Origin of the sequence: Pseudocitrobacter sp. RIT415 (assembly GCF_003057695.2) — a bacterium.
Lineage (GTDB): Bacteria > Pseudomonadota > Gammaproteobacteria > Enterobacterales > Enterobacteriaceae > Pseudocitrobacter > Pseudocitrobacter faecalis.
This window is the reverse complement of record NZ_QBJC02000013.1, coordinates 29,799-52,948: the sequence shown is the minus strand read 5'-3', so window position 1 is coordinate 52,948 and position 23,150 is coordinate 29,799. Positions and strand designations below refer to the sequence as shown.

Annotated in this window: 23 protein-coding genes; 6 read left to right on the top strand and 17 right to left on the bottom strand. The window is 51.1% G+C overall.

Going from position 1 to position 23,150, the window contains the following annotated elements; genetic code table 11:
* The first annotated feature begins 231 nt into the window (after positions 1 to 231).
* Positions 232 to 1,461 carry a peptidase T gene (gene pepT / locus DBY68_RS14050; protein WP_108475710.1) on the top strand — a complete coding sequence of 410 codons (1,230 nt, stop codon included), beginning with the start codon at positions 232 to 234 and terminating at the stop codon, positions 1,459 to 1,461.
* Between the two features lie 58 nt (positions 1,462 to 1,519).
* Here the strand turns inward: pepT and DBY68_RS14045 are convergent, their stop codons facing one another.
* From DBY68_RS14045 to rluE, 9 genes are all read right to left on the bottom strand, one after another.
* On the bottom strand, positions 1,520 to 2,641 hold the full coding sequence (locus tag DBY68_RS14045) for a cupin domain-containing protein (protein WP_108475709.1): 1,122 nt from the start codon (positions 2,639 to 2,641) through the stop codon (positions 1,520 to 1,522).
* Positions 2,642 to 2,716: 75 nt separating this feature from the next.
* Positions 2,717 to 4,180 carry a two-component system sensor histidine kinase PhoQ gene (gene phoQ / locus DBY68_RS14040; RefSeq protein WP_108475708.1) on the bottom strand — a complete coding sequence of 488 codons (1,464 nt, stop codon included), beginning with the start codon at positions 4,178 to 4,180 and terminating at the stop codon, positions 2,717 to 2,719.
* Positions 4,177 to 4,851, bottom strand: a complete 675-nt coding sequence (gene phoP, locus DBY68_RS14035; RefSeq protein ID WP_015964830.1) for a two-component system response regulator PhoP — start codon at positions 4,849 to 4,851, stop codon at positions 4,177 to 4,179. The genes phoQ and phoP overlap by 4 nt, the downstream gene beginning before the upstream one ends.
* A gap of 103 nt (positions 4,852 to 4,954) precedes the next feature.
* Positions 4,955 to 6,487, bottom strand: coding sequence for a cyclic diguanylate phosphodiesterase (locus tag DBY68_RS14030; RefSeq protein ID WP_108475707.1), 1,533 nt, complete (start codon positions 6,485 to 6,487; stop codon positions 4,955 to 4,957).
* A gap of 182 nt (positions 6,488 to 6,669) precedes the next feature.
* Positions 6,670 to 8,040 (bottom strand): adenylosuccinate lyase, encoded by a 1,371-nt coding sequence (gene purB, locus DBY68_RS14025; RefSeq protein ID WP_108475706.1) that lies wholly within the window; start codon positions 8,038 to 8,040, stop codon positions 6,670 to 6,672.
* A 3-nt stretch (positions 8,041 to 8,043) separates the two neighbouring features.
* Positions 8,044 to 8,685: a high frequency lysogenization protein HflD gene (gene hflD / locus DBY68_RS14020; RefSeq protein WP_108475705.1), complete on the bottom strand. Its 642-nt coding sequence runs from the start codon at positions 8,683 to 8,685 to the stop codon at positions 8,044 to 8,046.
* An 81-nt stretch (positions 8,686 to 8,766) separates the two neighbouring features.
* Positions 8,767 to 9,873 (bottom strand): tRNA 2-thiouridine(34) synthase MnmA, encoded by a 1,107-nt coding sequence (gene mnmA / locus DBY68_RS14015; protein WP_146745460.1) that lies wholly within the window; start codon positions 9,871 to 9,873, stop codon positions 8,767 to 8,769.
* Positions 9,874 to 9,926: 53 nt separating this feature from the next.
* On the bottom strand, positions 9,927 to 10,388 hold the full coding sequence (locus tag DBY68_RS14010) for an NUDIX hydrolase (RefSeq protein WP_108475703.1): 462 nt from the start codon (positions 10,386 to 10,388) through the stop codon (positions 9,927 to 9,929).
* A gap of 12 nt (positions 10,389 to 10,400) precedes the next feature.
* Complete coding sequence (gene rluE / locus DBY68_RS14005; protein ID WP_108475702.1) at positions 10,401 to 11,051, bottom strand: 23S rRNA pseudouridine(2457) synthase RluE; 651 nt, start codon at positions 11,049 to 11,051, stop codon at positions 10,401 to 10,403.
* A 214-nt stretch (positions 11,052 to 11,265) separates the two neighbouring features.
* Between rluE and icd the strand changes: the two genes are divergently transcribed.
* Positions 11,266 to 12,516: an NADP-dependent isocitrate dehydrogenase gene (gene icd / locus DBY68_RS14000; RefSeq protein ID WP_015964823.1), complete on the top strand. Its 1,251-nt coding sequence runs from the start codon at positions 11,266 to 11,268 to the stop codon at positions 12,514 to 12,516.
* Between the two features lie 259 nt (positions 12,517 to 12,775).
* A complete protein-coding gene (locus DBY68_RS13995) occupies positions 12,776 to 13,348 on the top strand; it encodes a DapH/DapD/GlmU-related protein (RefSeq protein ID WP_108475701.1) in 573 nt (190 codons plus the stop codon).
* Between the two features lie 94 nt (positions 13,349 to 13,442).
* Here DBY68_RS13995 and DBY68_RS13990 read toward each other — a convergent pair whose 3' ends face one another.
* Both DBY68_RS13990 and fhuE read right to left on the bottom strand, forming a co-directional pair.
* Entirely contained in the window at positions 13,443 to 14,573 is a 1,131-nt protein-coding gene (locus DBY68_RS13990) for an MFS transporter (protein ID WP_108475700.1), read from the bottom strand.
* A 113-nt stretch (positions 14,574 to 14,686) separates the two neighbouring features.
* Positions 14,687 to 16,873, bottom strand: coding sequence for a ferric-rhodotorulic acid/ferric-coprogen receptor FhuE (gene fhuE, locus DBY68_RS13985; RefSeq protein WP_108475699.1), 2,187 nt, complete (start codon positions 16,871 to 16,873; stop codon positions 14,687 to 14,689).
* Positions 16,874 to 17,224: 351 nt separating this feature from the next.
* Here fhuE and DBY68_RS13980 point away from each other — a divergent pair, with 351 nt between their 5' ends.
* A complete protein-coding gene (locus DBY68_RS13980; RefSeq protein ID WP_108475698.1) occupies positions 17,225 to 18,316 on the top strand; it encodes a hypothetical protein in 1,092 nt (363 codons plus the stop codon).
* A gap of 48 nt (positions 18,317 to 18,364) precedes the next feature.
* Here DBY68_RS13980 and DBY68_RS13975 read toward each other — a convergent pair whose 3' ends face one another.
* From DBY68_RS13975 to DBY68_RS13965, 3 genes are read right to left on the bottom strand one after another with little or no spacing between them, the layout of a single operon-like run.
* Complete coding sequence (locus DBY68_RS13975) at positions 18,365 to 18,547, bottom strand: DUF1869 domain-containing protein (protein ID WP_108475697.1); 183 nt, start codon at positions 18,545 to 18,547, stop codon at positions 18,365 to 18,367.
* A gap of 5 nt (positions 18,548 to 18,552) precedes the next feature.
* Positions 18,553 to 18,906: a DUF1971 domain-containing protein gene (locus tag DBY68_RS13970; protein ID WP_108475696.1), complete on the bottom strand. Its 354-nt coding sequence runs from the start codon at positions 18,904 to 18,906 to the stop codon at positions 18,553 to 18,555.
* A gap of 30 nt (positions 18,907 to 18,936) precedes the next feature.
* Positions 18,937 to 19,263: a DUF1971 domain-containing protein gene (locus DBY68_RS13965; RefSeq protein WP_108475695.1), complete on the bottom strand. Its 327-nt coding sequence runs from the start codon at positions 19,261 to 19,263 to the stop codon at positions 18,937 to 18,939.
* A 184-nt stretch (positions 19,264 to 19,447) separates the two neighbouring features.
* On the opposite strand from DBY68_RS13965, the gene DBY68_RS13960 reads away from it, so the two are divergent.
* Positions 19,448 to 19,711 (top strand): DUF2534 family protein, encoded by a 264-nt coding sequence (locus DBY68_RS13960; protein ID WP_015964815.1) that lies wholly within the window; start codon positions 19,448 to 19,450, stop codon positions 19,709 to 19,711.
* 41 nt (positions 19,712 to 19,752) lie between these two features.
* Here DBY68_RS13960 and DBY68_RS23255 read toward each other — a convergent pair whose 3' ends face one another.
* Entirely contained in the window at positions 19,753 to 19,869 is a 117-nt protein-coding gene (locus tag DBY68_RS23255; RefSeq protein WP_308434222.1) for a hypothetical protein, read from the bottom strand.
* 292 nt (positions 19,870 to 20,161) lie between these two features.
* On the opposite strand from DBY68_RS23255, the gene DBY68_RS13955 reads away from it, so the two are divergent.
* Complete coding sequence (locus DBY68_RS13955) at positions 20,162 to 21,646, top strand: GGDEF domain-containing protein (RefSeq protein WP_233503891.1); 1,485 nt, start codon at positions 20,162 to 20,164, stop codon at positions 21,644 to 21,646.
* Between the two features lie 88 nt (positions 21,647 to 21,734).
* Here DBY68_RS13955 and DBY68_RS13945 read toward each other — a convergent pair whose 3' ends face one another.
* A complete protein-coding gene (locus tag DBY68_RS13945) occupies positions 21,735 to 21,839 on the bottom strand; it encodes a YoaK family small membrane protein (RefSeq protein ID WP_108475694.1) in 105 nt (34 codons plus the stop codon).
* Between the two features lie 45 nt (positions 21,840 to 21,884).
* The gene (locus tag DBY68_RS13940; protein WP_108475693.1) at positions 21,885 to 22,901 is read right to left on the bottom strand and encodes a sensor domain-containing diguanylate cyclase; all 1,017 of its coding nucleotides are present in this window, start codon (positions 22,899 to 22,901) and stop codon (positions 21,885 to 21,887) included.
* Between the last annotated feature and the right edge of the window lie 249 nt (positions 22,902 to 23,150).

Genomic DNA, 23,150 nt, shown 5'->3' with positions numbered 1-23,150 from the left:
GTGGTTAACCACCTTTATTAAATGTATAGAGGTCTGACACATATTAAGGCCTGGCATTCTACGGCAATCATGTTAAATCGCCAATCCTCTATGCATACAGATGAGCTATCTTTAAGCCTGTAAATGATTTAGCGAAAAAAAATGGGCTTTGCCGGGGTAAAAGTGACCTGACGCAATATTTGTGTTTTCTCGCTTATTGATAATGTTGTCACAAAAAGTGAGGGTGACTGCATGGATAAATTACTTGAGCGTTTTTTACAGTATGTTTCTCTGGACACGCAATCGAAGCCCGGCGTGCGTCAGGTGCCGAGTACAGAGGGGCAGTGGAAACTGTTGCATCTGCTCAAAGAACAGCTTGAAGCAATGGGGCTGGTGAATGTCACTCTGAGCGAAAAAGGCACTGTGATGGGCACGTTGCCGGCGAATATTGATGGCGATATTCCGGCAGTGGGCTTTATTTCACACGTCGATACCGCACCTGATTTCAGCGGTAAAAACGTCAATCCGCAAATCGTGGAAAACTATCGCGGCGGTGATATTGCGCTGGGCATCGGCGATGAAGTGCTTTCGCCAGTGATGTTCCCGGTGCTGCATCAACTGCTGGGGCAGACGCTTATCACCACCGACGGTAAAACGCTGCTCGGCGCAGATGATAAAGCGGGCATCGCGGAAATCATGACCGCGCTGGCGGTACTGAAAGAGAAAAACATTCCTCATGGTGACATCCGCGTGGCGTTTACGCCGGACGAAGAAGTAGGCAAGGGCGCAAAACACTTTGATGTGGAAGCCTTTAACGCCCGCTGGGCGTACACTGTCGATGGCGGCGGCGTGGGTGAGCTGGAATATGAAAACTTCAACGCCGCATCGGTGATTATCAAGATCGTCGGTAATAATGTGCATCCAGGTACTGCGAAAGGCGTAATGGTTAACGCGCTGTCGCTGGCCGCGCGAATTCACGCAGAAGTGCCCGCTGACGAGAGTCCGGAAAAAACAGACGGTTACGAAGGTTTTTATCATCTCAACACGATGAAAGGCTCCGTTGACCGTGCAGAGATGCACTACATCATTCGCGATTTTGACCGTAAGCAGTTTGAAGCGCGTAAACGCAAAATGATGGAGATCGCCAAGAAGGTCGGCAAAGGCCTGCATCCGGACTGCTACATTGAACTGGTGATTGAAGACAGCTATTACAACATGCGCGAAAAAGTGATGGAGCATCCGCACATCATTGATATCGCGCAGCAGGCGATGCGTGATTGCCATATCGAGCCGGATCTCAAACCGATTCGCGGCGGCACCGACGGCGCGCAGCTCTCCTTTATGGGGCTGCCATGCCCGAACCTCTTCACCGGTGGCTACAACTATCATGGTAAACATGAGTTTGTGACGCTGGAAGGGATGGAAAAAGCGGTGCAGGTGATTGTGCGTATCGCGGAGTTGACGGCGAAGCGGGCCGGGTAAGTCTCCCCCCTCACTCTAACCCTCTCCACAGGGAGAGGGCCGGGGTGAGGGGCCTCACTCATCCCTCAAAAAACCAGTACCCGCTGTTCACCAGCGCGGCCAGCATGGCAAGGAATGACGGGTCTTCCAGCGCATCACCGAAATGTTCGCTTTCCAGCACCATATTGCCTGCCAGCGCATTGAGCGCCGGGCGATGAGGCGAGTCGACTTTCTCACCGTTAACGAAAACATCGTCGCCGATTTTCAGTACGCGTAACCCGCCCAGACGTGCCAGTTTATCACCCTGTTGGAGTGCGTCGTAAATTTCATCCGGCTGATACGGCGGCTCTGGTGGCGCCACGTCAAGCTCGTGGCGTGACTGACTGATAAACTCGCCGAGCCATTGCTGGAACTGCTCGGGTTGATTCATTAACCCCTGCATCATGTCACGCAGACGGTCGACTTCCTGCGGCAGAATCTCCGCCGGATGCTCGCGTGCGGGCACGTCCGGATCGGTATAGCGCTGGCTGCCCAGTTCACGTTGCAGGATGTAATCGGCAAAACCACTGAACAATTCACGGCCACTGGGCGCGCGGAAGCCTACGGAGTAATTCAGCGAGTTTTCCAGCGAATAACCTTCGTGTGGGAATCCAGGCGGAATGTAGAGAATGTCGCCAGGCTCCAGCTCTTCATCAATAATGCCTTCGAAAGGATCGACCTGGAGTAAATCAGGGTGCGGGCAGTGCTGCTTCATCGGCACCTTCTCGCCCACGCACCAGCGACGGCGGCCCGTACCCTGGATAATGAAGACGTCGTACTGATCGAGATGCGGGCCAACGCCGCCGCCCGGTACAGAGAAGGAGATCATTAAGTCGTCAATGCGCCAGTCGGGAAGTGCGCGGAAGGGACGCATCAGCGCCGCAGAGGGCTCGTGCCAGTGATCAACCGCCTGAACCAGCAACGACCAGTTGGTTTCATCCAGGTGATCGTAGCTTTCAAACGGCCCGTGGCTGACCTGCCATTTCCCGTCGAGATGACTCACCAGGCGGCTGTCGACCTCATTTTCCATCGCCAGCCCCGCCAGCTCATCCGGCGAAATAGGGTCAACAAAGTTGGCGAACCCACGTTTGAGTACCACCGGGCGTTTCTGCCAGTAGCGTTCGATAAAGTCGGGCCAGTTGAGCGTTAAGTGATAATCCATATGAGTATGTCCGCAGCAGGTGTTTCCCCGGATTATACACATAATCTGCGGAAACACCTGCTGCACAACCCGGATTTAGCCGACGTGATGTTCCAGGTTCTGGCGGCCAAACACCACGTCCATTTTTGCGCCGCCCAGCAGGCTGTCGGCGGTGATGATTTGCCCGTCATACTGTTCGACAATATCACGCGCCACGGAGAGCCCGACGCCCTGACCGGGCCTGAGCGTATCAGCACGCTGCCCGCGGTCGAACACCAGATCGCGCTTACCCTGGGGGATCCCCGGGCCATCATCTTCGACAATCACGTGCAGTTGGTTGTCAGACTGGTGCGCGGAAACTTCGACGAATTCAAGGCAGTATTTGCAGGCGTTATCCAGTACGTTCCCCATGACTTCCATAAAGTCGTTTTTCTCGCCGACAAAGCTGATCTCCGGCGAAATATCGAGGCTAATGCTCACGCCCTTACGCTGATACACCTTATTCAACGCGGAAATTAAACTATCCAGCGTCGGCGCGACCGGGTGAAGCTCGCGGCTCAACAAGGTGCTGTCGGTACGCATGCTGGCGCGATTGAGGTAATAGCCGATCTGCTGTGAAATGCGGCTGATTTGCTCCAGCATGATGGGTTCGGCCTCGCTGACGCTGATTTTTTCACTGCGTAGCGAACGTAGTGAACTTTGCAGTACCGCCAGTGGCGTTTTCAGACTGTGAGTCAGGTCGGTGAGGGTGGTGCGATATTTATCATAACGTTCGCGTTCGCTTTTCAGCAGGCGATTAAGATTGCGCACCAGACCAGTCAACTCACGCGTGGTTTCCGGGTTTAACGCTTCACGGTTATGCTCTTCAAGCTCGCGTACCTCGCGAGTCAGCGCCGCGAGCGGGCGCAGGCTCCAGTGCGCCGCCACCCAGAGCAGGGGAACGACCAGCAAGAGATTGGCCGCCAGTACGTAAATAAACCAGCTCCAGACCATATAGGAGCGTTTTAGCTCAATAGGTATCGTATCGATCACCACGATCACCAGCGCGGGCATCATCTTTGTAGCCGGGTAGCTGTTGACGGCAACCGAGTGCGTCATCTCAGAATCATCATCTTCTTTGCGAATTTCGCTTAATTGTTCCTGTGCTTCATGATTGTCCGTCAGCAAGGTGCTGGAAGAGGTTATGTCCGCTTCAATCTCATGAAAACCGTTTCCGCGAAGCCACTCCTTCTGAATACGGTTTTTGAGCCAGGGAATATCTTTCTGCTGCCAAAGCAAATTGCCTTTGGTGTCATAGATAATGGCCATTGTCGGGCTTTGACGGATGAGATTATCGGGCATATCGACGGTTAATTTTCCGTCTTCCCATTTGGAAAAGGTGTAGAACAGATTGCTTTCGCCGCGCAGCAGACGAAAAGTGGTTTTGTCGAAGCTGACGCTGTAGCCCACCAGGGCGACCATACCGTAAGCAAGAGAAAGCACCATTACCACGGCTGCGGTCGCCAGCAAGAAGCGAACCCGCAGCGAGAGGGGCAGCATATGCCGCAATAGCTTATTCATCCGCGCAGTTCGAACAGATAGCCCTGTCCCCGAACAGTGTTGATTACGTCATGCGGATATTGCGCCTGAATTTTTTTGCGCAGACGCCCCATCAGTACATCAATGGTGTGGCTCTCACGCAGTTCTGCGTCAGGGTAGAGCTGAAGCATCAGGGAATCTTTACTGACGACTTTACCGTTATTGCGGATTAGCGTCTCAATAATGGTGTATTCGAATGCCGTTAGCTTGATCACTTCATCGTTAATCGACAGTTCACGACGTGAGAGATCCACCTGGAACGGCGGCAAGGAGATCACCTGCGATGCGTGACCGCTGTTACGGCGCATCAGCGCCTGCATGCGCGCAGCCACTTCTTCAATATGGAACGGTTTGGTGACGTAGTCATCCGCCCCGGCGCTCAGCACTTCGACTTTATCCTGCCAGCCTTCGCGAGCGGTCAGTACCAGAACCGGTAACGAGATATCGTGACTGCGCCAGCGGCGTATCAGAGAAAGACCGTCTTCATCCGGCAACCCGAGGTCGACAATAGCGATATCCGGCAGATGCTCGCCCAAATAGTAATCCGCTTCCTTTGCGTCTTCCGCTGCATCAACCTGATGACCCAGCTCCTGAAGCTGAACCTTCAGATGGTGACGTAACAGGGCGTTATCCTCTACCACGAGTACGCGCATGTTTTTTCTCCATATCATTATTGAAGCTAATAGTTTAACCCTGCCTGGTTATACTAAAACTAAACATCGGGCAGGAAAAGGTGCGTTATCCTGATTCCCTTATTTAGGGTTCCATGTAGCGCTCTATTCGGGCTTTTGGCTTCGTCAGTAATATTTTTACCAGTTCGACAAACTTAACGGGTTTATAGAAATAGTAGCCTTGCAGCAGCGTGATATGGTTGCGGTTGAGGTAGTCCAACTGCGTACGTGTTTCAACCCCTTCGGCCACGATAATTAACGAAAGCTTACGCGCCAGCTCAAGCACGCAATCCAGAAGTTTTGTGGAGTCTTCATCGTCATTTACTCTGCCGACAAAACTTTGGTCGATTTTGATGTAATCAATTTTTAGGTCATGAAGATAGGAGAGACCAGAATAACCGGTGCCAAAATCATCCAGCGCAATAGCAAAATGATGCGTATGAAGTCTGTTAAGTTTGTTCAGTAATTGCTCATCCACAGATAACGGTTCTCGCTCCGTCACTTCCAGAACCAGCGTCAAATGTTGATGAATAAAGCCAGACTGGTACTTCAGACAATCCTCAACAAACCCCGGTGAATTGATATGTGCGGCGCTAACGTTAATGCCGATATGAAACCCTTCAGGAAGTTTTGTGCTGATTAAATTCATGTGTTCTACCACCTGCCGCATCAGGGACTGGGTCAGGGGGATGATCAACCCGGTTTTTTCCGCAAGCGGGATAAACGTTGCCGGAGAAATGAACCCCGCGGTGGGATGTTTCCAGCGGGCGAGGACTTCGATACCTCGGATTGAGTTGTCTCTGCCATCGACTACGGGTTGGTAATACGGAACGATCTCCCCCAGGGTAATAGCCTGTCTTAGGGCATCCGCAGGCGTCGCCACATTGCCTGAATATTTCCTCAATAACCAGAAACCAATACAGGAAATGAAGAAAATAAAGAGCAGCATTCCACCTCCCTGGTGGAAAATACGCGTCAGGCTAAATAACGGTGGCAATTGGTACTGAATCCCGAAAGGATAGGCAGCGGAGCTAATAAACGCCGTATCCGTTCCGCCAGGGTGAAATGTCTGAACGTCGCCCCTGAGTCCGAGCGCATTCGGCCCAATCACTAATTGTGGATCGACATTTTGTTGCGAGGTAAACAGAGCGGTACGTAACTGTGAATCACTTACGGTCACCAGAATAGTGACGTCTGCGGTACGGGTTTGATACACCATTGACGCGGTGTCGTGAATGTTTTGCCCGGAAGCGGTAAGGAAGAGCGGGCTATCAGGCAAATCAGTGACGTTGGTGAGCAGTAAACGATTTCCCGGCAGAGAAGTACACCAGATCTTGCCCTCCTTTAAGAGCAAAATTGTTCTCAGGTGTGGTTTGAGGGTGGCGACGGTAGCAAGTCGGTATTGTTCTTCCAGCGAGCATTGCGCGCGCGCTACAGCCAATCCAGTTTGCGTAGCCTGGCTGGCCTCTTCCAGAATTTGATCGATATTTTTCAGCGCGTACTGGGCCGCCGCGACATATTCACTCTTGTTAGAATACCAAATTTGTAAATTCAGAATGAACGATCCGCTCAGGAAGAAGAGCAATGCAGCAACAAAAGGAAGAATGACTCTGTACATAGTGATTCTCTGATGAGAAAAACGCGCCCCAAATACAGGAGTGTCTTACTGATTCATTAACGCTCCCGCCAGTGGTGGAAGTATAGATGACGTGGGTAGGATATTAGCGGTGAAAAAATAAGATATTCAGAGAACTCGATTTGGCGAGAAACCCTCCTCCCGATTGGAAGGAGGGGCATATATTATTTCAGATCATCAACCATCTGAATCGCGCGGCCAATATAATTCGCTGGCGTCATTGCTTTCAGGCGAACTTTTTCGTCTTCCGGCAGGGCCAGACCGTCGATAAACTGTTTCATACCTTCGGCATCAACGCGCTTACCGCGCGTCAGCTCTTTCAGTTTTTCGTACGGTTTTTCAATACCGTAACGACGCATTACCGTTTGAATCGGCTCCGCAAGCACTTCCCAGTTGTGATCCAGTTCGTCCAGCAGACGGTCACGGTTTACTTCCAGTTTACTTACACCTTTCAGGGTTGATTGGTAAGCAATCAGCGCATAACCAATACCGACACCCAGGTTACGCAGCACGGTGGAATCCGTCAGGTCACGCTGCCAGCGGGAGACAGGCAGTTTGCTCGCCAGGTGCTGAAGCACGGCGTTTGACAGGCCCAAATTGCCTTCGGAGTTTTCGAAGTCAATCGGATTAACTTTGTGCGGCATGGTGGAAGAACCAATTTCACCGGCGATGGTTTTCTGCTTGAAGTGGTTCAGGGCGATGTAGCCCCACACATCACGATCGAAATCGATAAGGATGGTGTTAAAGCGCGCCATGCAGTCAAACAGTTCGGCGATGTAGTCGTGCGGTTCAATCTGCGTGGTGTACGGGTTCCACTGAATGCCCAGAGACGTCACGAACTCTTCGCTGAACTGATGCCAGTCAACTTCCGGATACGCCACAATGTGGGCGTTATAGTTACCGACTGCACCATTGATTTTACCCAGAATCTCGACCTGGTTAAGCTGGCGATACTGACGCTCCATGCGGTAGGCCACGTTGGCCATCTCTTTACCGATGGTGGACGGTGTCGCCGGCTGGCCGTGAGTGCGCGACAGCAGCGGAATATCACGATACTGCACCGCTAAGTCTTTAATGCTGTCGATAAGCTTGCGCCAGTAGGGCAGGATCACTTCATCGCGCGCCGTTTTTAACATCAGCGCGTGAGACAAGTTGTTGATGTCTTCAGAGGTACAGGCGAAGTGAATGAACTCAGAAACCGCATGCAGTTCTGGGACATCCGCCACTTTTTCTTTCAGGAAATACTCAACCGCTTTCACGTCATGGTTAGTGGTGCGCTCAATGGTTTTGATGCGCGCGGCATCGTCTTCATTGAAGTCTGCAACGATTTTATCGAGGAAACCGTTTGCGTCTGCGGCAAAAGCAGGAACTTCCTTGATCGCTGCCTGTGCGGCCAGCTTTTGCAGCCAGCGCACTTCAACTTGCACACGGAATTTCAGCAAACCGAATTCGCTGAAAATGCCGCGCAGCGCGCTGACTTTATCGCCGTAGCGGCCGTCGACAGGGGAAACGGCGGTCAGTGAGGATAATTCCATAGATCATAACTCCGGGGTTAAATGAGCAAGAATTTGTTTGGCCTGAGTGGTCAGGCGATTACGGGAAAACATGAGCTGCAGGCGTCCACCACCAACCTGGTGCCAGAGCACGGCGGAGCGGATGCCGGCCAGCAACGAGGCGCGGACTTTCGCCTGCACCTGCGGGCTTTGCAGTACGGCAGGGGAGCCGGTAACCTGAATACGCGGGCCAAGCGGGCTGATCACATCAACATAAATGCCGGCCATCGCGCTCAGCAGGGTCTCAGACTGTAAATCAAAGTGGTCAAGCTGGCGCTGCAGGCCAGCGATGCGGTTGCCGAGTGTATCCATCGCGCCTTTCGCGGAGGCCAGTTTACGCTCGAGCACCATTAAACTCAGAGTATAGCGGGTGAGCTCGGCATTGAGTCCCTGACGGCTGCTGGCATTCAGCACGCCTAACAGTGTTTCCAGACCGAGACGAAGATTCGCTTCACTGCCACCGAATACGCCGAGGGTAGAATCCGGGTTCAGATCGATAACGCTGTTCAGCGACACGTGCAGCGCGTCGCCATCGCAGTGACCCTGATGGGCCAATTGTTGCACCAGGCTGGCGGACTGGCAGATACCCGCCAGCGCCAGAGTGATGTCGTAATAGTTCTTCGCCACGCTAACTCCTTGTTGATTCCCCGCGCTTAAGCGCGGCCAGGGCGTCTGGTGCCCCGGCGTTGGGGAGACGACTGCTGTTTATTATGCCGGCAGCGGGATGCGCTGTTCGATCACGCCGCCGCCCAGGCATACTTCGCCGTTGTAGAACACGGCGGACTGGCCCGGCGTGACTGCGGCAACGGGCTCATCAAAACGCACTTCAATGCGCTCTTCATCCAGTGCAGTGACGGTGCAGGGAATATCCGTTTGGCGGTAACGTGTTTTGACCGTACAGCGGAACGTACCCTTAACCGGTTCGCGATCGACCCAATGCAGTTGCTGGGCAATTAATCCCACTGACATCAGGCGTGGATGATCGTGGCCCTGGGCTACGACCAAAATATTGTTTTCGACATCTTTATCGACAACGTACCACGGATCTTCTGTCCCTTCTTTGGTTCCGCCAATGCCAAGGCCTTTACGCTGGCCCAGGGTGTGATACATCAACCCCTGGTGTTCGCCAATCTCTTCGCCATCAACCGTGACGATTTTACCCGGCTGAGCGGGGAGGTAGCGACCTAAGAACTCACGGAATTTACGCTCACCGATGAAACAAATACCGGTAGAGTCTTTTTTCTTCGCGGTGATGAGATCCAGCTCTTCCGCGATTTTACGCACCTGCGGTTTTTCCAGCTCGCCAACCGGGAAGAGGCTTTGGGCAATCTGTTCGTGGCCGAGTGTGTAAAGGAAGTAGCTCTGATCTTTATTGCCGTCCAGCCCGCGTAGCAGTTGGCTTTTGCCGTCCACATCTTTACGGCGCACATAGTGGCCGGTGGCGATGTAATCAGCACCTAAATCCTCTGCGGCGAATTCAAGGAAGGCTTTGAATTTGATCTCTTTGTTGCACAGGATATCCGGATTTGGCGTGCGGCCCGCTTTGTACTCTTCCAGGAAGAGCTCAAATACGTTGTCCCAGTATTCAGCAGCAAAGTTAACGGTGTGCAGCTCAATGCCGAGCTTATCGCAGACCGCTTGCGCATCGGCAAGATCGGCGGCGGCAGTACAATATTCCTCGCCGTCGTCTTCCTCCCAGTTCTTCATGAACAGGCCCTCAACCTTATAACCTTGTTGTTGCAACAGGTAGGCTGAGACGGAGGAATCAACACCGCCGGACATGCCGACGATCACTTTTTTCTGGCTTTCTGACATTGGAATACTCACGACATTGAACTTCAAGGCGGCATATTCTAGCACGCAGCCCCTTACTTGACACCCTCTGTAAACGGCCAGTTAAATGCGCCGATAAGCGAGAGAGGATAACGCTCGCCGCTCTGGTAGGCATGAATGCTTTCCGCGACCAGCTTTGAACGCAGGTGAGGGGCATTAAGAATTTCCTCGGCACTGACCCACAGGCAGCGATCAATGTCACTGTCGTGCGGTTCGGTCGGACAAATATCCTCCAGCTCAATCAGAAACAAAAAACGCAGGAACGGCGTTTTATCGGGCGCTATCCACTGGTGCATACGGATAAAGTGCTGCGGCGTGGCGCGAATCCCGGTTTCTTCCCACAGTTCACGCTCAGCGGCCTGGACTAATGTTTCATCAGCTTCAAGGTGTCCCGCGGGTTGATTCCATAATGCTTTACCGTTGATGGACTCTTCAACAACCAGAAATTTCTCTTTGGCATGCACAATGCACGCGACGGTCACATGAGGTTTGAACATGTTCTCTCCTTTTTATTCGGCGTCACGCCATTCGCCGTTTGCCAGCCCATCCAAACGATAATCACCCATCGCGTAGCGAATCAGACGCAAAGTAGGGTGGCCGACATGAGCCGTCATGCGGCGTACCTGACGGTTGCGGCCTTCGTACAGCGTGACTTTCAGCCAGGTGGTGGGGATTGATTTACGCTCGCGAATCGGCGGATTACGCGGCCACAGCCATTCGGGTTCATTGACCACTTCAATACCTGCGGGCAGTGTGGGGCCATCGTTGAGCGTCACACCCGTGCGCAGAGCCGCCAGCGATGCCTCGCTCGGTTCACCTTCAACCTGCACATAGTAAATTTTTCCGGTGCGCTTGCCCGGTTGCGTCAAGCGTGCCTGCAGCACGCCGTCGTTGGTGAGCACTAAAAGGCCTTCGCTATCGCGATCGAGACGTCCGGCGGCGTAAACGCCCTGCACCGGAATAAAATCTTTCAGCGTGCTGCGGCCTGCTTCGTCAGTAAATTGTGGCAAAACATCGTAGGGTTTATTGAACAAAACTACGCGTTTTGGCGGGTTATCTTTGCGTTGTTTGGCAGCTTGTTTTGAGCTGAATCGCTTAACCGGGTGATTTCTAAAAGAAGTTTTCTGCATGGTATTTTCAGATGTTATGTATTCGCGCATTATAGCCTAATAACGAGTGTCTTTCATGGCGCCGAACAATAAGGTAGTATTGACACGATCATTACAAATCATTAACAAAAATGCTCTAACTCTTTGTGTTGCAGGAAGGCGGTAAGACAGTGCATTCCCGGGGTTTAACCGGTATGTAGTAAACAGCGAGAACCTGTGGCGTAAAGGATGACGAGCACACCAGAAGCGCTCGAAGGAGAGGTGAATGGAAAGCAAAGTAGTTGTTCCGGCAGAAGGTCAAAAAATCACCCTGAAAGACGGCAAGCTGAACGTGCCGCACAATCCGATTATCCCATTCATTGAAGGCGACGGCATCGGTGTTGATGTAACCCCACCGATGATCAAAGTTGTGAATGCCGCAGTTGAGAAAGCCTACAAAGGTGAGCGTAAAATTTCCTGGATGGAAATCTACACCGGCGAGAAATCCACTCAGGTTTATGGCCAGGATGTCTGGCTGCCAGCTGAAACGCTGGATCTGGTTCGCGAATATCGCGTTGCCATCAAAGGCCCGTTGACCACACCCGTTGGCGGCGGTATCCGTTCTCTGAACGTTGCCCTGCGTCAGGAACTGGACCTCTACGTTTGCCTGCGCCCGGTACGTTACTACCAGGGCACTCCAAGCCCGGTGAAACACCCTGAACTGACCGACATGGTTATCTTCCGTGAAAACTCAGAAGATATCTACGCGGGTATCGAGTGGAAAGCGGACTCTGCTGATGCAGAAAAAGTGATCAAATTCTTGCGCGAAGAGATGGGCGTGAAGAAAATTCGCTTCCCGGAACATTGCGGTATCGGTATCAAGCCGTGCTCCGAAGAAGGCACCAAACGCCTGGTTCGCGCCGCTATCGAATACGCAATTGCCAACGACCGTGACTCTGTGACCCTGGTTCACAAAGGCAACATCATGAAGTTCACCGAAGGGGCGTTCAAAGACTGGGGCTACCAGTTGGCTCGCGAAGAGTTCGGTGGCGAACTGATCGACGGCGGCCCGTGGCTGAAAATCAAAAACCCGAAAACGGGTAAAGAGATCGTTGTGAAAGACGTTATCGCGGATGCTTTCCTGCAGCAGATCCTGCTGCGTCCGGCTGAGTACGACGTGATTGCCTGTATGAACCTGAACGGTGACTACATTTCTGACGCCCTGGCAGCGCAGGTTGGCGGTATCGGTATTGCTCCGGGCGCGAACATCGGCGACGAATGTGCTCTGTTCGAAGCAACCCACGGTACTGCACCGAAATACGCAGGCCAGGATAAAGTCAACCCAGGCTCCATTATTCTGTCCGCAGAAATGATGCTGCGTCATATGGAATGGTTCGAAGCGGCTGACCTGATTGTTAAAGGCATGGAAGGCGCGATTGCTAACAAGACCGTGACTTATGACTTCGAACGTCTGATGGAAGGCGCTAAGCTGCTGAAATGTTCAGAGTTTGGTGACGCGATTATCGCGAATATGTAATGCTTCCTGGTTCGTGATAACAAAAGGAGCCGAAAGGCTCCTTTTATATTATCAAGAAGTTATAAACTTTAATATACTCATAACATATTTTGAATTATTTATGCCTAACCTACGGTATGTACACAAAAGGATTTGTGTTACATTTACCTCTACCAAAGTGAAGCTTATTCCTAATTTGTGACTTGAATCACAAAAGGAGTCTTATATTAATATTTTATTTTGTATCTCATTTGTTTTTTCAAGTAAATCTCATGATCTTATGGAGTTCTGGCGTATAGAAGTTGTACGCAAAGAAAAATTTTCCTGGAGACGTCTATTACGTAATAAAAGAAACCGGCGACGTAATTTTCTATTCTGGTGGCGTCTGGCTAGTGAAATGAATCGGCACGGTTCGAAGCGTCAAAAAGAAGTCGCATCAAGAATTTCGGCGCGACTTAAGGATAAGTTTGCCTGCGATGTTGCGCTTGAGGCCGAGATTGGCCCTTGCCTGCATATGCCTCATCACACGGGGGTCGTTATTTCCAATAGAGCCAGAATTGGCGCAAATTTCACTATTCGGCAAAACACAACCATTGGTGGTGTGCAGGGAATGACCGATAGTGATTATATTACTATCGGCAACAATGTTGATATTGGTGCCAACTCTTGCCTTATCGGCCCGATTACGGTGGGTGATAATGTTATTATTGGGGCGATGTCGTTTGTTAATAAAAATATCCCAGATAACATGATTTATATTACCACCAAACAGAGCGAAATGCGGCCCGTACCCACTTCATTTCCACATATGCGCACGCCAGAAATAATTCCTGCGCGTGCCACGCGTGTCTAAGTCGTTCAATCATTCTTCATCATGTCAATACGTAATGATTCGGGGATCGTAAGATCCCCTCTGCCCTGGATTAATCCTCTTTCTACCTCAGTTACTACTTCGTCTCTGGCTGTATAAAGAACATTAATATTGAAAACGCCGAAAATATCAGCAGCGATGGAAAAATGCCCATGCCGCTATACAGGAGCCCGAAAAGCGAGGATCCAAATGCCTGTCCTGCAGCGAGCATAAAAAATAGTAGGCTGACGCCAACTGCTGGAGTCGCGTTTAGCGCACCCGCAGCATAGACTAACAATACGCCAGAAAGTGTAATGTAGCCTGCCCCAGATAATGTTACGCATGCGATCAACCACCCGGAATATTTTTGGCTGAAAGCCAGAAAAAGTAATGAAAAAGCCATAAATAGTTGCGCAAGGCGATAAATCTGTTGCCAGGAGATGTGACGTGATAATACGCCGGTAAAGATGGCCAGGATCCCCGCCACTCCGCTTATCACCCACAAAAAGTTTCGCCGTTGTTCCCCGATATTAAGCTGATTTTGCATAATATCCGGGCCAAAACTCCACCAGGCTGCGCTCGCAGCCCCGCTTATCAGGGCGATGATGGATAAGCGTAACATCGCGGGAGAAAGCAATTCACATAGGCTGAAGGGGAGATGCGCTGATTTTGCATGTGGTCGGTCAGGAAGGTGACGATAAGCCATTGCCAGACACAGTGCTGCCAGTGCGGCAAAGGACACACATGCCATTCGCCAACCACCGGGCATCGCCATTACTATGGGAACGCTGATAATAATTCCCGCGCCGGTACCCGCATTGATGACGGTATTCACCTGTGGCTGGTGGGGCGCAGAAATTCGCTGTGAAACAGCTTCTGCCAGCGCCGGAGAAGATAACCCTGCGCTAGTGCCTGCGATAAAAAGCCCAACGGCGAGCATGAAAGGGGAGTGCGCCAGCGCCAGCAAAATGAGCCCAAGCGCTGCCGCCAGTGCAGCAGTCAGCGCCGGCATCCGTGGGCCGAAACGCGAGACCAGAAACGGTGCACAAACGATCGCCAGGCAGTAGGCCAGGTAGCTACAGGCGGCGATAATCCCGGCGATTTGCGGGCTAAACGGCACCTCTTTCACCACTTCCGGCATCATCAATCCCCACGAAAATCTCGCCATCCCGTAGGTTACAGCGATAAGCGAAAAACCGGTTATGCCCAGTGCAGTGGTATGTTTCATGCTTTCAAGCCTGGAATAACATCGCGCTAAGATCCAGTTAATGCGCGGTTAATCAGTCTGAAAGCGGAGGGGGGAAAGGGAAAAACGCAGAGGATATCCTCTGCGTGTGTCGGTCAGAATGCCCAGGAGACGTTCACTGAATAGTTACGCGGTTCGCCATACACCACGTAATCACTGGCCCAGGAATAGTATTCGCGGTCGAAGAGGTTTTCGATATTCGCCTGCACCGCCAGCTGTTTCGTGACCTGGTAGCGGGCAAACAGATTCGCCAATGGATAACTGCCCTGATGGACGCGGGCGGTTTCACCATCCGGTCCACTGGCATCCTGATACGTTCGATTCTGCCAGGTGAGGCCGCCGCCCACGGTCAGGTCGCGCAGCATCGGTAACTGGTAACGGCTGAAGAGCTTAAACTGCGTCTGAGGCATATTGCTGTTGAAGCGCCCTGTGGAATCGCGTGCGACGTAGCGCGTGGCGCCAAAGGTCATTTGCAGGTTATCGGTCACTGCACCGTTCAGCTCAAACTCCGCGCCCTTGCTGACCGCGCCTTTTGCTGCGTAGTAGGCCTGCTCGCTGCTGCCGTTGACGTGATTATCGCCATCGGCCTGGCCTACGTTATCCTGCTCAATGCGGAACACGGCAACCGTCGCGGTTAACCGACCGTCCAGCCAGGCGGATTTCAGGCCCGTTTCGTAACTTTTTCCGGTGACCGGCGAGAGGTAACTGCCTTTCTGGTCGCGGTAGGTCTGCGGCTGGAAGATGGAGGTATAACTGGCATACGCCGACCAGATTTCATTGATGTCATAGACCAGCCCGGCATACGGCGTGATGTTGTTTTTGCTCATATCCCCGCTCGAGCCGTGGGTGCTCCACTGGGTGTAGCGCGCGCCCACAATCAAGGAGACCGGGTCGGCCAGCGAGAAACGCGCCGCAGTGTAAGCAGATTTTTGCCGTACGATGTCATCGGACGTTAGCGTCCAGTCGCTCCACGCGGGCTCCGTGAGGCTGCCGTTCCAGTTGTTATCAAACACGCCAATGTCTGCTGCATCAATATCCGCCCCGGCGCTGTAATAGCGGTTGGTCTGTCGGCTGTAGCTCATGCCCGCCACCAGCTCGTGCTGGCGTCCCAGCAGCATGAAGGGGCCGGTGGTGTAGGTATCCACGGAATCGAGTTTCCGCTTGCCTCGATCGAGACTGCCATAACCGGACAGGCCTTCCCCGGTGGATTGATCCGGGAAGCCGAAAGAGTAGAGCAGTTTCGAGTCAAACGAGGCTTCCGCATGCGTACCATTCACCCGCAGGCTCCAGCCATTATCAAATTCGCGGGTCAGGTCGGCGAAAACTTTGCGTGATTCAAGATAATAGTGCGCCCAGTCTGCTGAAGGGTTAGTACTGCGATCGTAATGGGTTTTTACGCCATTACGGTACCAGGTTGGCAGCCCGCCCCAGGTTGGATTGCGGGTAGTGCTTTGCTGATAATCATAGCCCAGCGAAACGGTCGTGTTGTCAGTGATGTCAGCATCCACCACGCCGTAGAAGAATTTTTTGCGTTTATGATAACGGTCCAGCCAGCTGTCCTGATCCTGATATCCGGCGATGATTCTGCCGCGCACGGAGCCCGTATCATTCAGCGGGGCTGAGAGATCGGCAACATAGCGCTGTTTATTCCAACTGCCATAAGTGACACCGACGTTGCCCATGAATTCACGGCTATTGGCGCGTTTGCGCACCATATTGACCGAGGCCGCCGGGTTGCCTGCGCCGGTCATCAACCCGGTTGCGCCGCGCACCACTTCAATTCGATCATAAATAGCGGTGTCGTCACCCGCGTCGCCAAAGTTCCACTCATCGCTGACGGAGGTGGGAATATCATCAAAGGTATAGTTGTTGATGTAAAAACCACGGGAAAAATAGCTGGAGCGTTCACTGTCAAAAATATTGGCGGAGATCCCCGTGGTATTCGCCAGCACATCGCCGACGGTTTCGAGGTTTTGGTCCTGCATGCGTTGTTCGGTAATGACGCTTACCGACTGTGGCACATCCCGTGGGGTGAGCAGCATTTTGGTGCCCGCACGCGTCGTTTTTACACTGTAGTCGTGCTCATCCTGTATCCCGTCTACCGCATCCGTCGCTGCACCATCAACCACCATGACATCCTGCGTATCGGTATTTTCCGCAGCGACAGCCGAGCCAGAGGCGAGGGCGAGATGAATCATCGCCGCCAGGCTTGTAAAAAGAAAGCGTGATGCCTTTGCTGAAGATCTCTGTGCGGAACGGGGAACCCTGTCAAAACAACCCATTGTACGTTCTCATATGTTGTGTTTGTTATAGAAAAACCTGCCACTGTAACCATCGCCCTTGATGAGCGAATGGCAATGATAATCATTTGCTTTACATAATTGAGAAATGATCTCATCTAAAATGTAAGTTAATGTAAATCCTTTAATTATCACAGTGTTGTAAGGGTTTTTCGCCAACAGGCCTGGGGCGGGCGTTGTACGAAGAGAAAGGTGATTAACCGCCGCAAAGAGCGGGTGAGGCGATATGACAGCAGAGCAGGGACCGTTTGCCAAAGTGGCGATAATAAGTATGATTCTCATTCTCTAATGGTTGCCTTTACGGGAACCTTTATCCATCGAATGGAGTACAGAATGAAATTAGTGCTTACGCGCCGTCACGTTACGGTGGCTTTTGTGATTGCTGCTGCGCTGGGGCTTTCAGCATGTCAGTCTCAGGCGGCGAAGAACCTGCCGGTAGAATCCAAAACGCAACCGCTTGCTGTCAGCAGTGATGTTACTCAGCGTGTATTAGCGAATGGACTCTATGAGATGAATTACGCGCCGACGGAAAAGGCGCTTTATGTCGCCAGCGCACAGGGTTTTAAAGATATTAACGGTGGCGTGTTGTATCGTCTGGACCCGGCAACCCTTGCCACTACCGGCGAAACGCATACTGATTATAAAAACTTTGGCATGGCGAGCGAGCCGGATGGTAGCGTCTTCTACACCACCAACTCCCTTGATGGTGCCGTATCGAAAGTGGATGCCAAAACCGGCAAGATTCTGCAACGGGTGAAATTTAGCGAAAAAGGCCCGGACGGCGACCCGGTTGGCGCGCGTGAAATCCTGTGGCACGACGGACTGTTGTTTATCGGCGGGGTGGCAGATCCCGGCCTGATTTGGGTGGTGGATGCCAAAACCATGACCCTGAAAACCCGCATCAAAAATGCCGGAAAATGGGTGACCGGACTTATCTACTCGCCTACCACCGATCGTATTTACGCGGCCAACGGCGGCGGTGAAATTCTGGTGATTAACCCGAAAAACTACCGTATTGAAAAACGCCTGACCGCAGGCGATGGCAAAAGCTACCTGTTCCTGAATATGGCGACAGATCCACAAACGGGGCGCCTGTTCGTGACCGATGACTCAAAAGCGAAAACCACGCTGGTGTTTGATGAGCGCACTGGACGCGTGATTAAACGTCTTGAAGGTGATGCGCTGGGCATCAAGTTTGACGCGAAACGCAATGAGATCTTTATCAGCCAGCGTGAATCGAAGAAAGTGTTGCAACTGGATGCCACCACCTATGCGGTGAAGAAAAGTTGGTCGTTTGACGCACGCCCGAACAGCCTGCTGTTGACGCCGGACGGTCAAACGCTGTATGTCACTCTGAAGCAAGACTTCAATGATGACAGCACCACTAAAGGCCCGGATAGCGTGGCGCGGATTGCGCTGAAGTAATTAAAAACGGGAGCCTGTTGGCTCCCGCTGTCTCTTCCGCCGGATACGTTACCAGCCACACACGTCGTGTTCATTCTCGGTATCGTATGCTCGCACGGTGTTGATCAGATCTTTTACCACATCGGCAGCAACATCAGGTATCAGCAGCTCCATCGGTTTATCGGTTTCATAATCTACTGAAACGCCGTTGCTGTTGTTCGTGACGGTCACCGTATAGGTTGCTTTACCCATGATGTTTACTCCTTATGCGAATTAACCACTTTGCCCAGGCCTGCGCCTTCAAGTTTGACATCCGGGTCGGCAAAGAAGTCGATATTGAAATAAGTGTCGTCGGTCAGCAGCTCGATTCGGTGCCATTTTTGCGGCGGCGAAATACCGAAGGAACCGGCCTCAATGACGATATCGACGTCAGGCTCAGTGGCCTCGGCGTCAGGAAAACCAAAGTAGCGTACCGCGCCCTGCATTACCGACAGGCGGCCATAAACATGTGCTTTGGTGTTGTGGTGAGTGAACAGCGCTTTTGGCGCGGTGTCTTTATTCCAGAACGGTGTTGAACGGGAATGAACAAAATTTTCAGGAATACGCAGCATAATGGGCTCCTTACTCGTCGCCTTGTGAGCTTAAAGGGATCGCAAAACATCAGCTTCCACGAAAAAATCAATTTGAAAAACAGTATCTTCGGTCATCAGTTCTATCCGATGCCATTTCTCAGGAGGGAACACGCCAAAGTGACCCGCTTCAATCAGTAGCTCGGCTTCAGGCTGTTCAATCGTCTCATCAGCATAGCCCAGGTATTTCACCGCCCCTTTATGTACTGACAGACGAGGGTAGACACCCTGGCGCGTACCTTTATCGAGATGACGCTGGAAAATTCCGGCGGGTGCCGTCTCTTTGTTCCAGAACGGCGTAGAACGCGTATGAACACAACTTTGCGGAATCCGTAACATGTTTCCCCCTGTTTTGTTACGGGTTATTAGAGCACGAAGTGCAGGTGAAAATTTATCAAAAAGTGCATTTTAAATACTACTTTAAAAGGGGTAGATTACTGCAAATTCACAAAAAAATTCATTTATCGGCACATAAATGTTACAACTACAGCGTAATATATCGCCATGAAGGGGAGCGTTGAGTATGGTGCTGGAAAAATTGCGGACAAGGAACGGCAAAAAATTTCTGCTGTGTGCCTGTACAATATTTGTGATTGCGTTGTTTGTCGTGGGGCGGGCAACGTTTGGCGGTGTGGTGCGTGAGTACAACCTGCCTTATTCAGAGTGGACAACGGGCATGTTCTTTTTACAGGGCGCGATGGTCATGGTCTACAGCTGCATTTTCACCGTACTGGGATCAATTCCATTCGGGTTTATTTTCCTGGGCCCCAAAGAGAGTCACAGTTAAATAGATCAGGCGAGCACTGCTCGCCTGAATTTTCCTTGCTATCAACGATGGTGTGAGTGGTGATGTCCGCCACGATGGTGATGATCGTGATCGATGATGCATCCGCTGAGTGTGCTGCTCAATACAATTAATAAAGAGAATGCGAGCAATTTTTTCATTATAAGTGTCTCCAGTAACACGCTGTCGCTGTAAATAGTCTATGCGATTCAGCTGAGACGATTGTTATAAAAGCCCATGCATTAGTAGATAAGATTACTCCGTATTCCTCACGATCTACTCCATCTTTGCGCTTAATTCTCATGCACATAAAGTATCCAGTTGTACAATAATTTGTTAATAACCATGCATTTAATGCATGAATAGCCTATTTTTCTGATAGGTTCTTTCTGGACACGCTAAAAACACAAAGTGTGTTACGTTTAAAAGGATGACTTTTATGATGGTGCGCATGTGAGACGTGTTCAGGACAGCTTACGAAAGAAGCAGGCGTTGCTGGTGGCCGCAGGGGTCACAGGCCTGTTAATTTTCCTGTATCTCTTTTTTATGTATCAGCGTGCGATTACTCAGGTCAATGACGGCATTAATGCGCTGGAAAGCAATATGCTGGCCATCTTCAATGATAATGAATTAATTGCCGATGCCGCAGGTGTGCGCTATCAGCAGCTAAAAAGTAATAACCTGTGCGGTAACTTGAGTGATTTTCGTCCACGTAATCGTGACGAATGGGGTATCAATGCTGACCGGTCGGTTATCAATCCGGGGTACGGTACGCTGATATCCAGAACGCAGAGCAAAGAAGCGCGCTGTATGTTTGCCGCAGGTGAGTTTGTGCGTGCCAGAATGAACACGCTGAATCCTGGGCATTATGATACCCATCGTTATATTGTGGCGCATGATGCGCACTGGTTTTATTGGTTTACCAGTAAAGACTCGGTTCGTTTTTCCTTTGATACGTCTCAAATGGCGCGTAATCCTGCCGCCTTTTTCCAGATTCCTGAATCGTTTTATGACCGCTTATTACTCAAAGATTCTCGTAAAAAAGCGCGGAGTTCGACCAATTTTTATACGGATAAAATAACCGGCGAAAAAGCCTACAGCCTGGTAAGTTATATCTACGATCTTTCTGCAGGGCAGGTGAGTAATCATATAGTCGGTTATTTACTGTACGATTTTTCGAAGCCAGAGTTACAGCGCGCCTTACGCGAGTCGTTCAAAAATAACGTCCCCTCTGAGCTGATGCTGAAATTTGTTAACCGGCAGGACGGTAGTCATCTTTGCTTGACAGATAACTGCGACTGGCCAACGGTTTACCAGGTTTACGATCTCTCCGAGCGTTATGAATTCCGCTATGCACTACCGCTTTATTTATACATTTTGCATGATCCGATGGCTTCCACTGCTGTTCTGCTGACGCCGTTACTCTTTATATTACTGTTCTTTGTTATTCGCCGTCGGTTAAATAAAGGTGACAATCGATTCTATTCTGATGCGCTTACCGGTAGTTACACGCGTAATATCCTGGAACTCATTCAGAAGCATGAATTACGTTATACAACAGTGCTCCTCTTTGATTGCAACAAGTTTAAAGCGATAAACGATGCCTGGGGCCATAGCGTGGGCGACCGCGCGCTAAAGGTTATCGCGCAATGTATGTTGGATAATGTACGGGCCGTTCATGATCTGGTGATCCGTACTGGCGGTGATGAGTTTGTCATCCTGCTGGCCAGCGCGAGCAAAGAGGAGGCGCGCTATATCGCTGAACGTATTGCTTTGCAGATAACGCAGCATGCTTTTACGGTCAAGGGCGAAAGGGTGCCGTTATCCGTATCATGGGGAATGTCGACAGATGCAGATAATCTGGATAACGCAATCCAGCAGGCGGATGCCGACATGTATCGCATGAAGAAGGGCGAAAAGGCGTCATCAGGCCGGTGAACCGGCCTTTATGCGGATTACCACCAGCCCAGTTGAGTCCCGGCGACGGCAACAATTGCAACAATCAACATAATGATGGTTGTTTTTCTCATCTTACACCGTCCGGGAGTGCGTAACCGCCGATAAAGAACCAGCCCAGAAAAATGACCGCCACTATAAAGATGACGATAGGAAAAGCGATACCAAGCCTCATTATTTTATCCTGAATGTTATTTATTCATATTGCGTAGGGTGAATCTTAACCGTTATACCATGGCGAATACACCTGACGGCGCATTTGTTTATCCAGATACATCGCTCCATCAGCGTCTCGCATAGCGCTTTCAATATCCGTTGTGTTAGGGTCAATATCAATCACGCCGATACTGGTTCCCGGATAGTGGAAGGTGGTTTCTGCTAATAAATAATCCCCACTGAGCTGCTCGCGCAACGAAGTGACAAACTGCGTTGGTTTATGCGTTGAGGTACAGAGTACCGCAGCCAGAAATTCATCGCCACCCAGGCGGCCTACAAGGCCATCTTCCGTTTTGAAGTCTAAAAGCCGTTGCCCAATCTGCTGTAAGAACTGATCGCCACAGTGATGTCCGTAGCGATCATTGATTGCCTTAAAGTCATCGAGGTCGATATAGGCTAATGTAATATGGCAACCCACTTTTCGGGCATGAGAGAACAGGGTCTCCAGATTCTCAAATATCGCCCGGCGATTCGGCAAACCCGTAAGCGCATCGGTGTAGGAGTGGTATATCAGCGCCGCATTCGCCGCACGCAGTTGATTTACCAGTGACTCTTTCTCAATATAACGAGCAATAATACTGGCGAACAGCTGAAGAACCTGCTCACCGTTAAGGCTAAAGGGCATGGTTTGCTTACTGGAGGCGCACAGCGTTCCATACAGTGAACCATCCGCCAGATGCACCGGGGTACTGAGAAAGGTGGTGATACCAAGCTCGCGCGCACGCTCACAATCGGCCCAGTGGACATCGACGTCATTACAAAAGAAAAAGTTCTCATCCATCGCCCGTTTGCATAACGACCCTTCCCAGGGAACGGAGGCGTTTTCCGGGATGGTCATTTCACCGCTATTGCGCGCATAAACAATATGTTGCAGCTGGGCTTCCGTATCGATTTTAGTCAGATACGTTGACTCCATATTGGTGACCAGCTCAAGCATTTCGAGCAACTGGCGAACCAGACACTCCAGTGATTGTTCTGTGGCAAGGGTATGTGATACCCGGGCAAGAATGTTGTCGGACATGAAAAAAGCTCCCGTACAGCGGTGGAGATTGCGGTACGTTGGTAAGAATTTTCTGACTGCGTAATAAGAATACAGCCTGGATATATCAAATTTTATACATTCTGGCGCAGGAAAATAAGGCTTTGAGGACAAAAAAAAGCCCCATCGGGGGAGATGGGGCAAAAACTCATTGATTATGGAATGATCTGTTCTCTGGTCAGTTCGAGAACGGGGAGTACTTTATTCGGCAAAAGTGCAGTTAAAATGGAG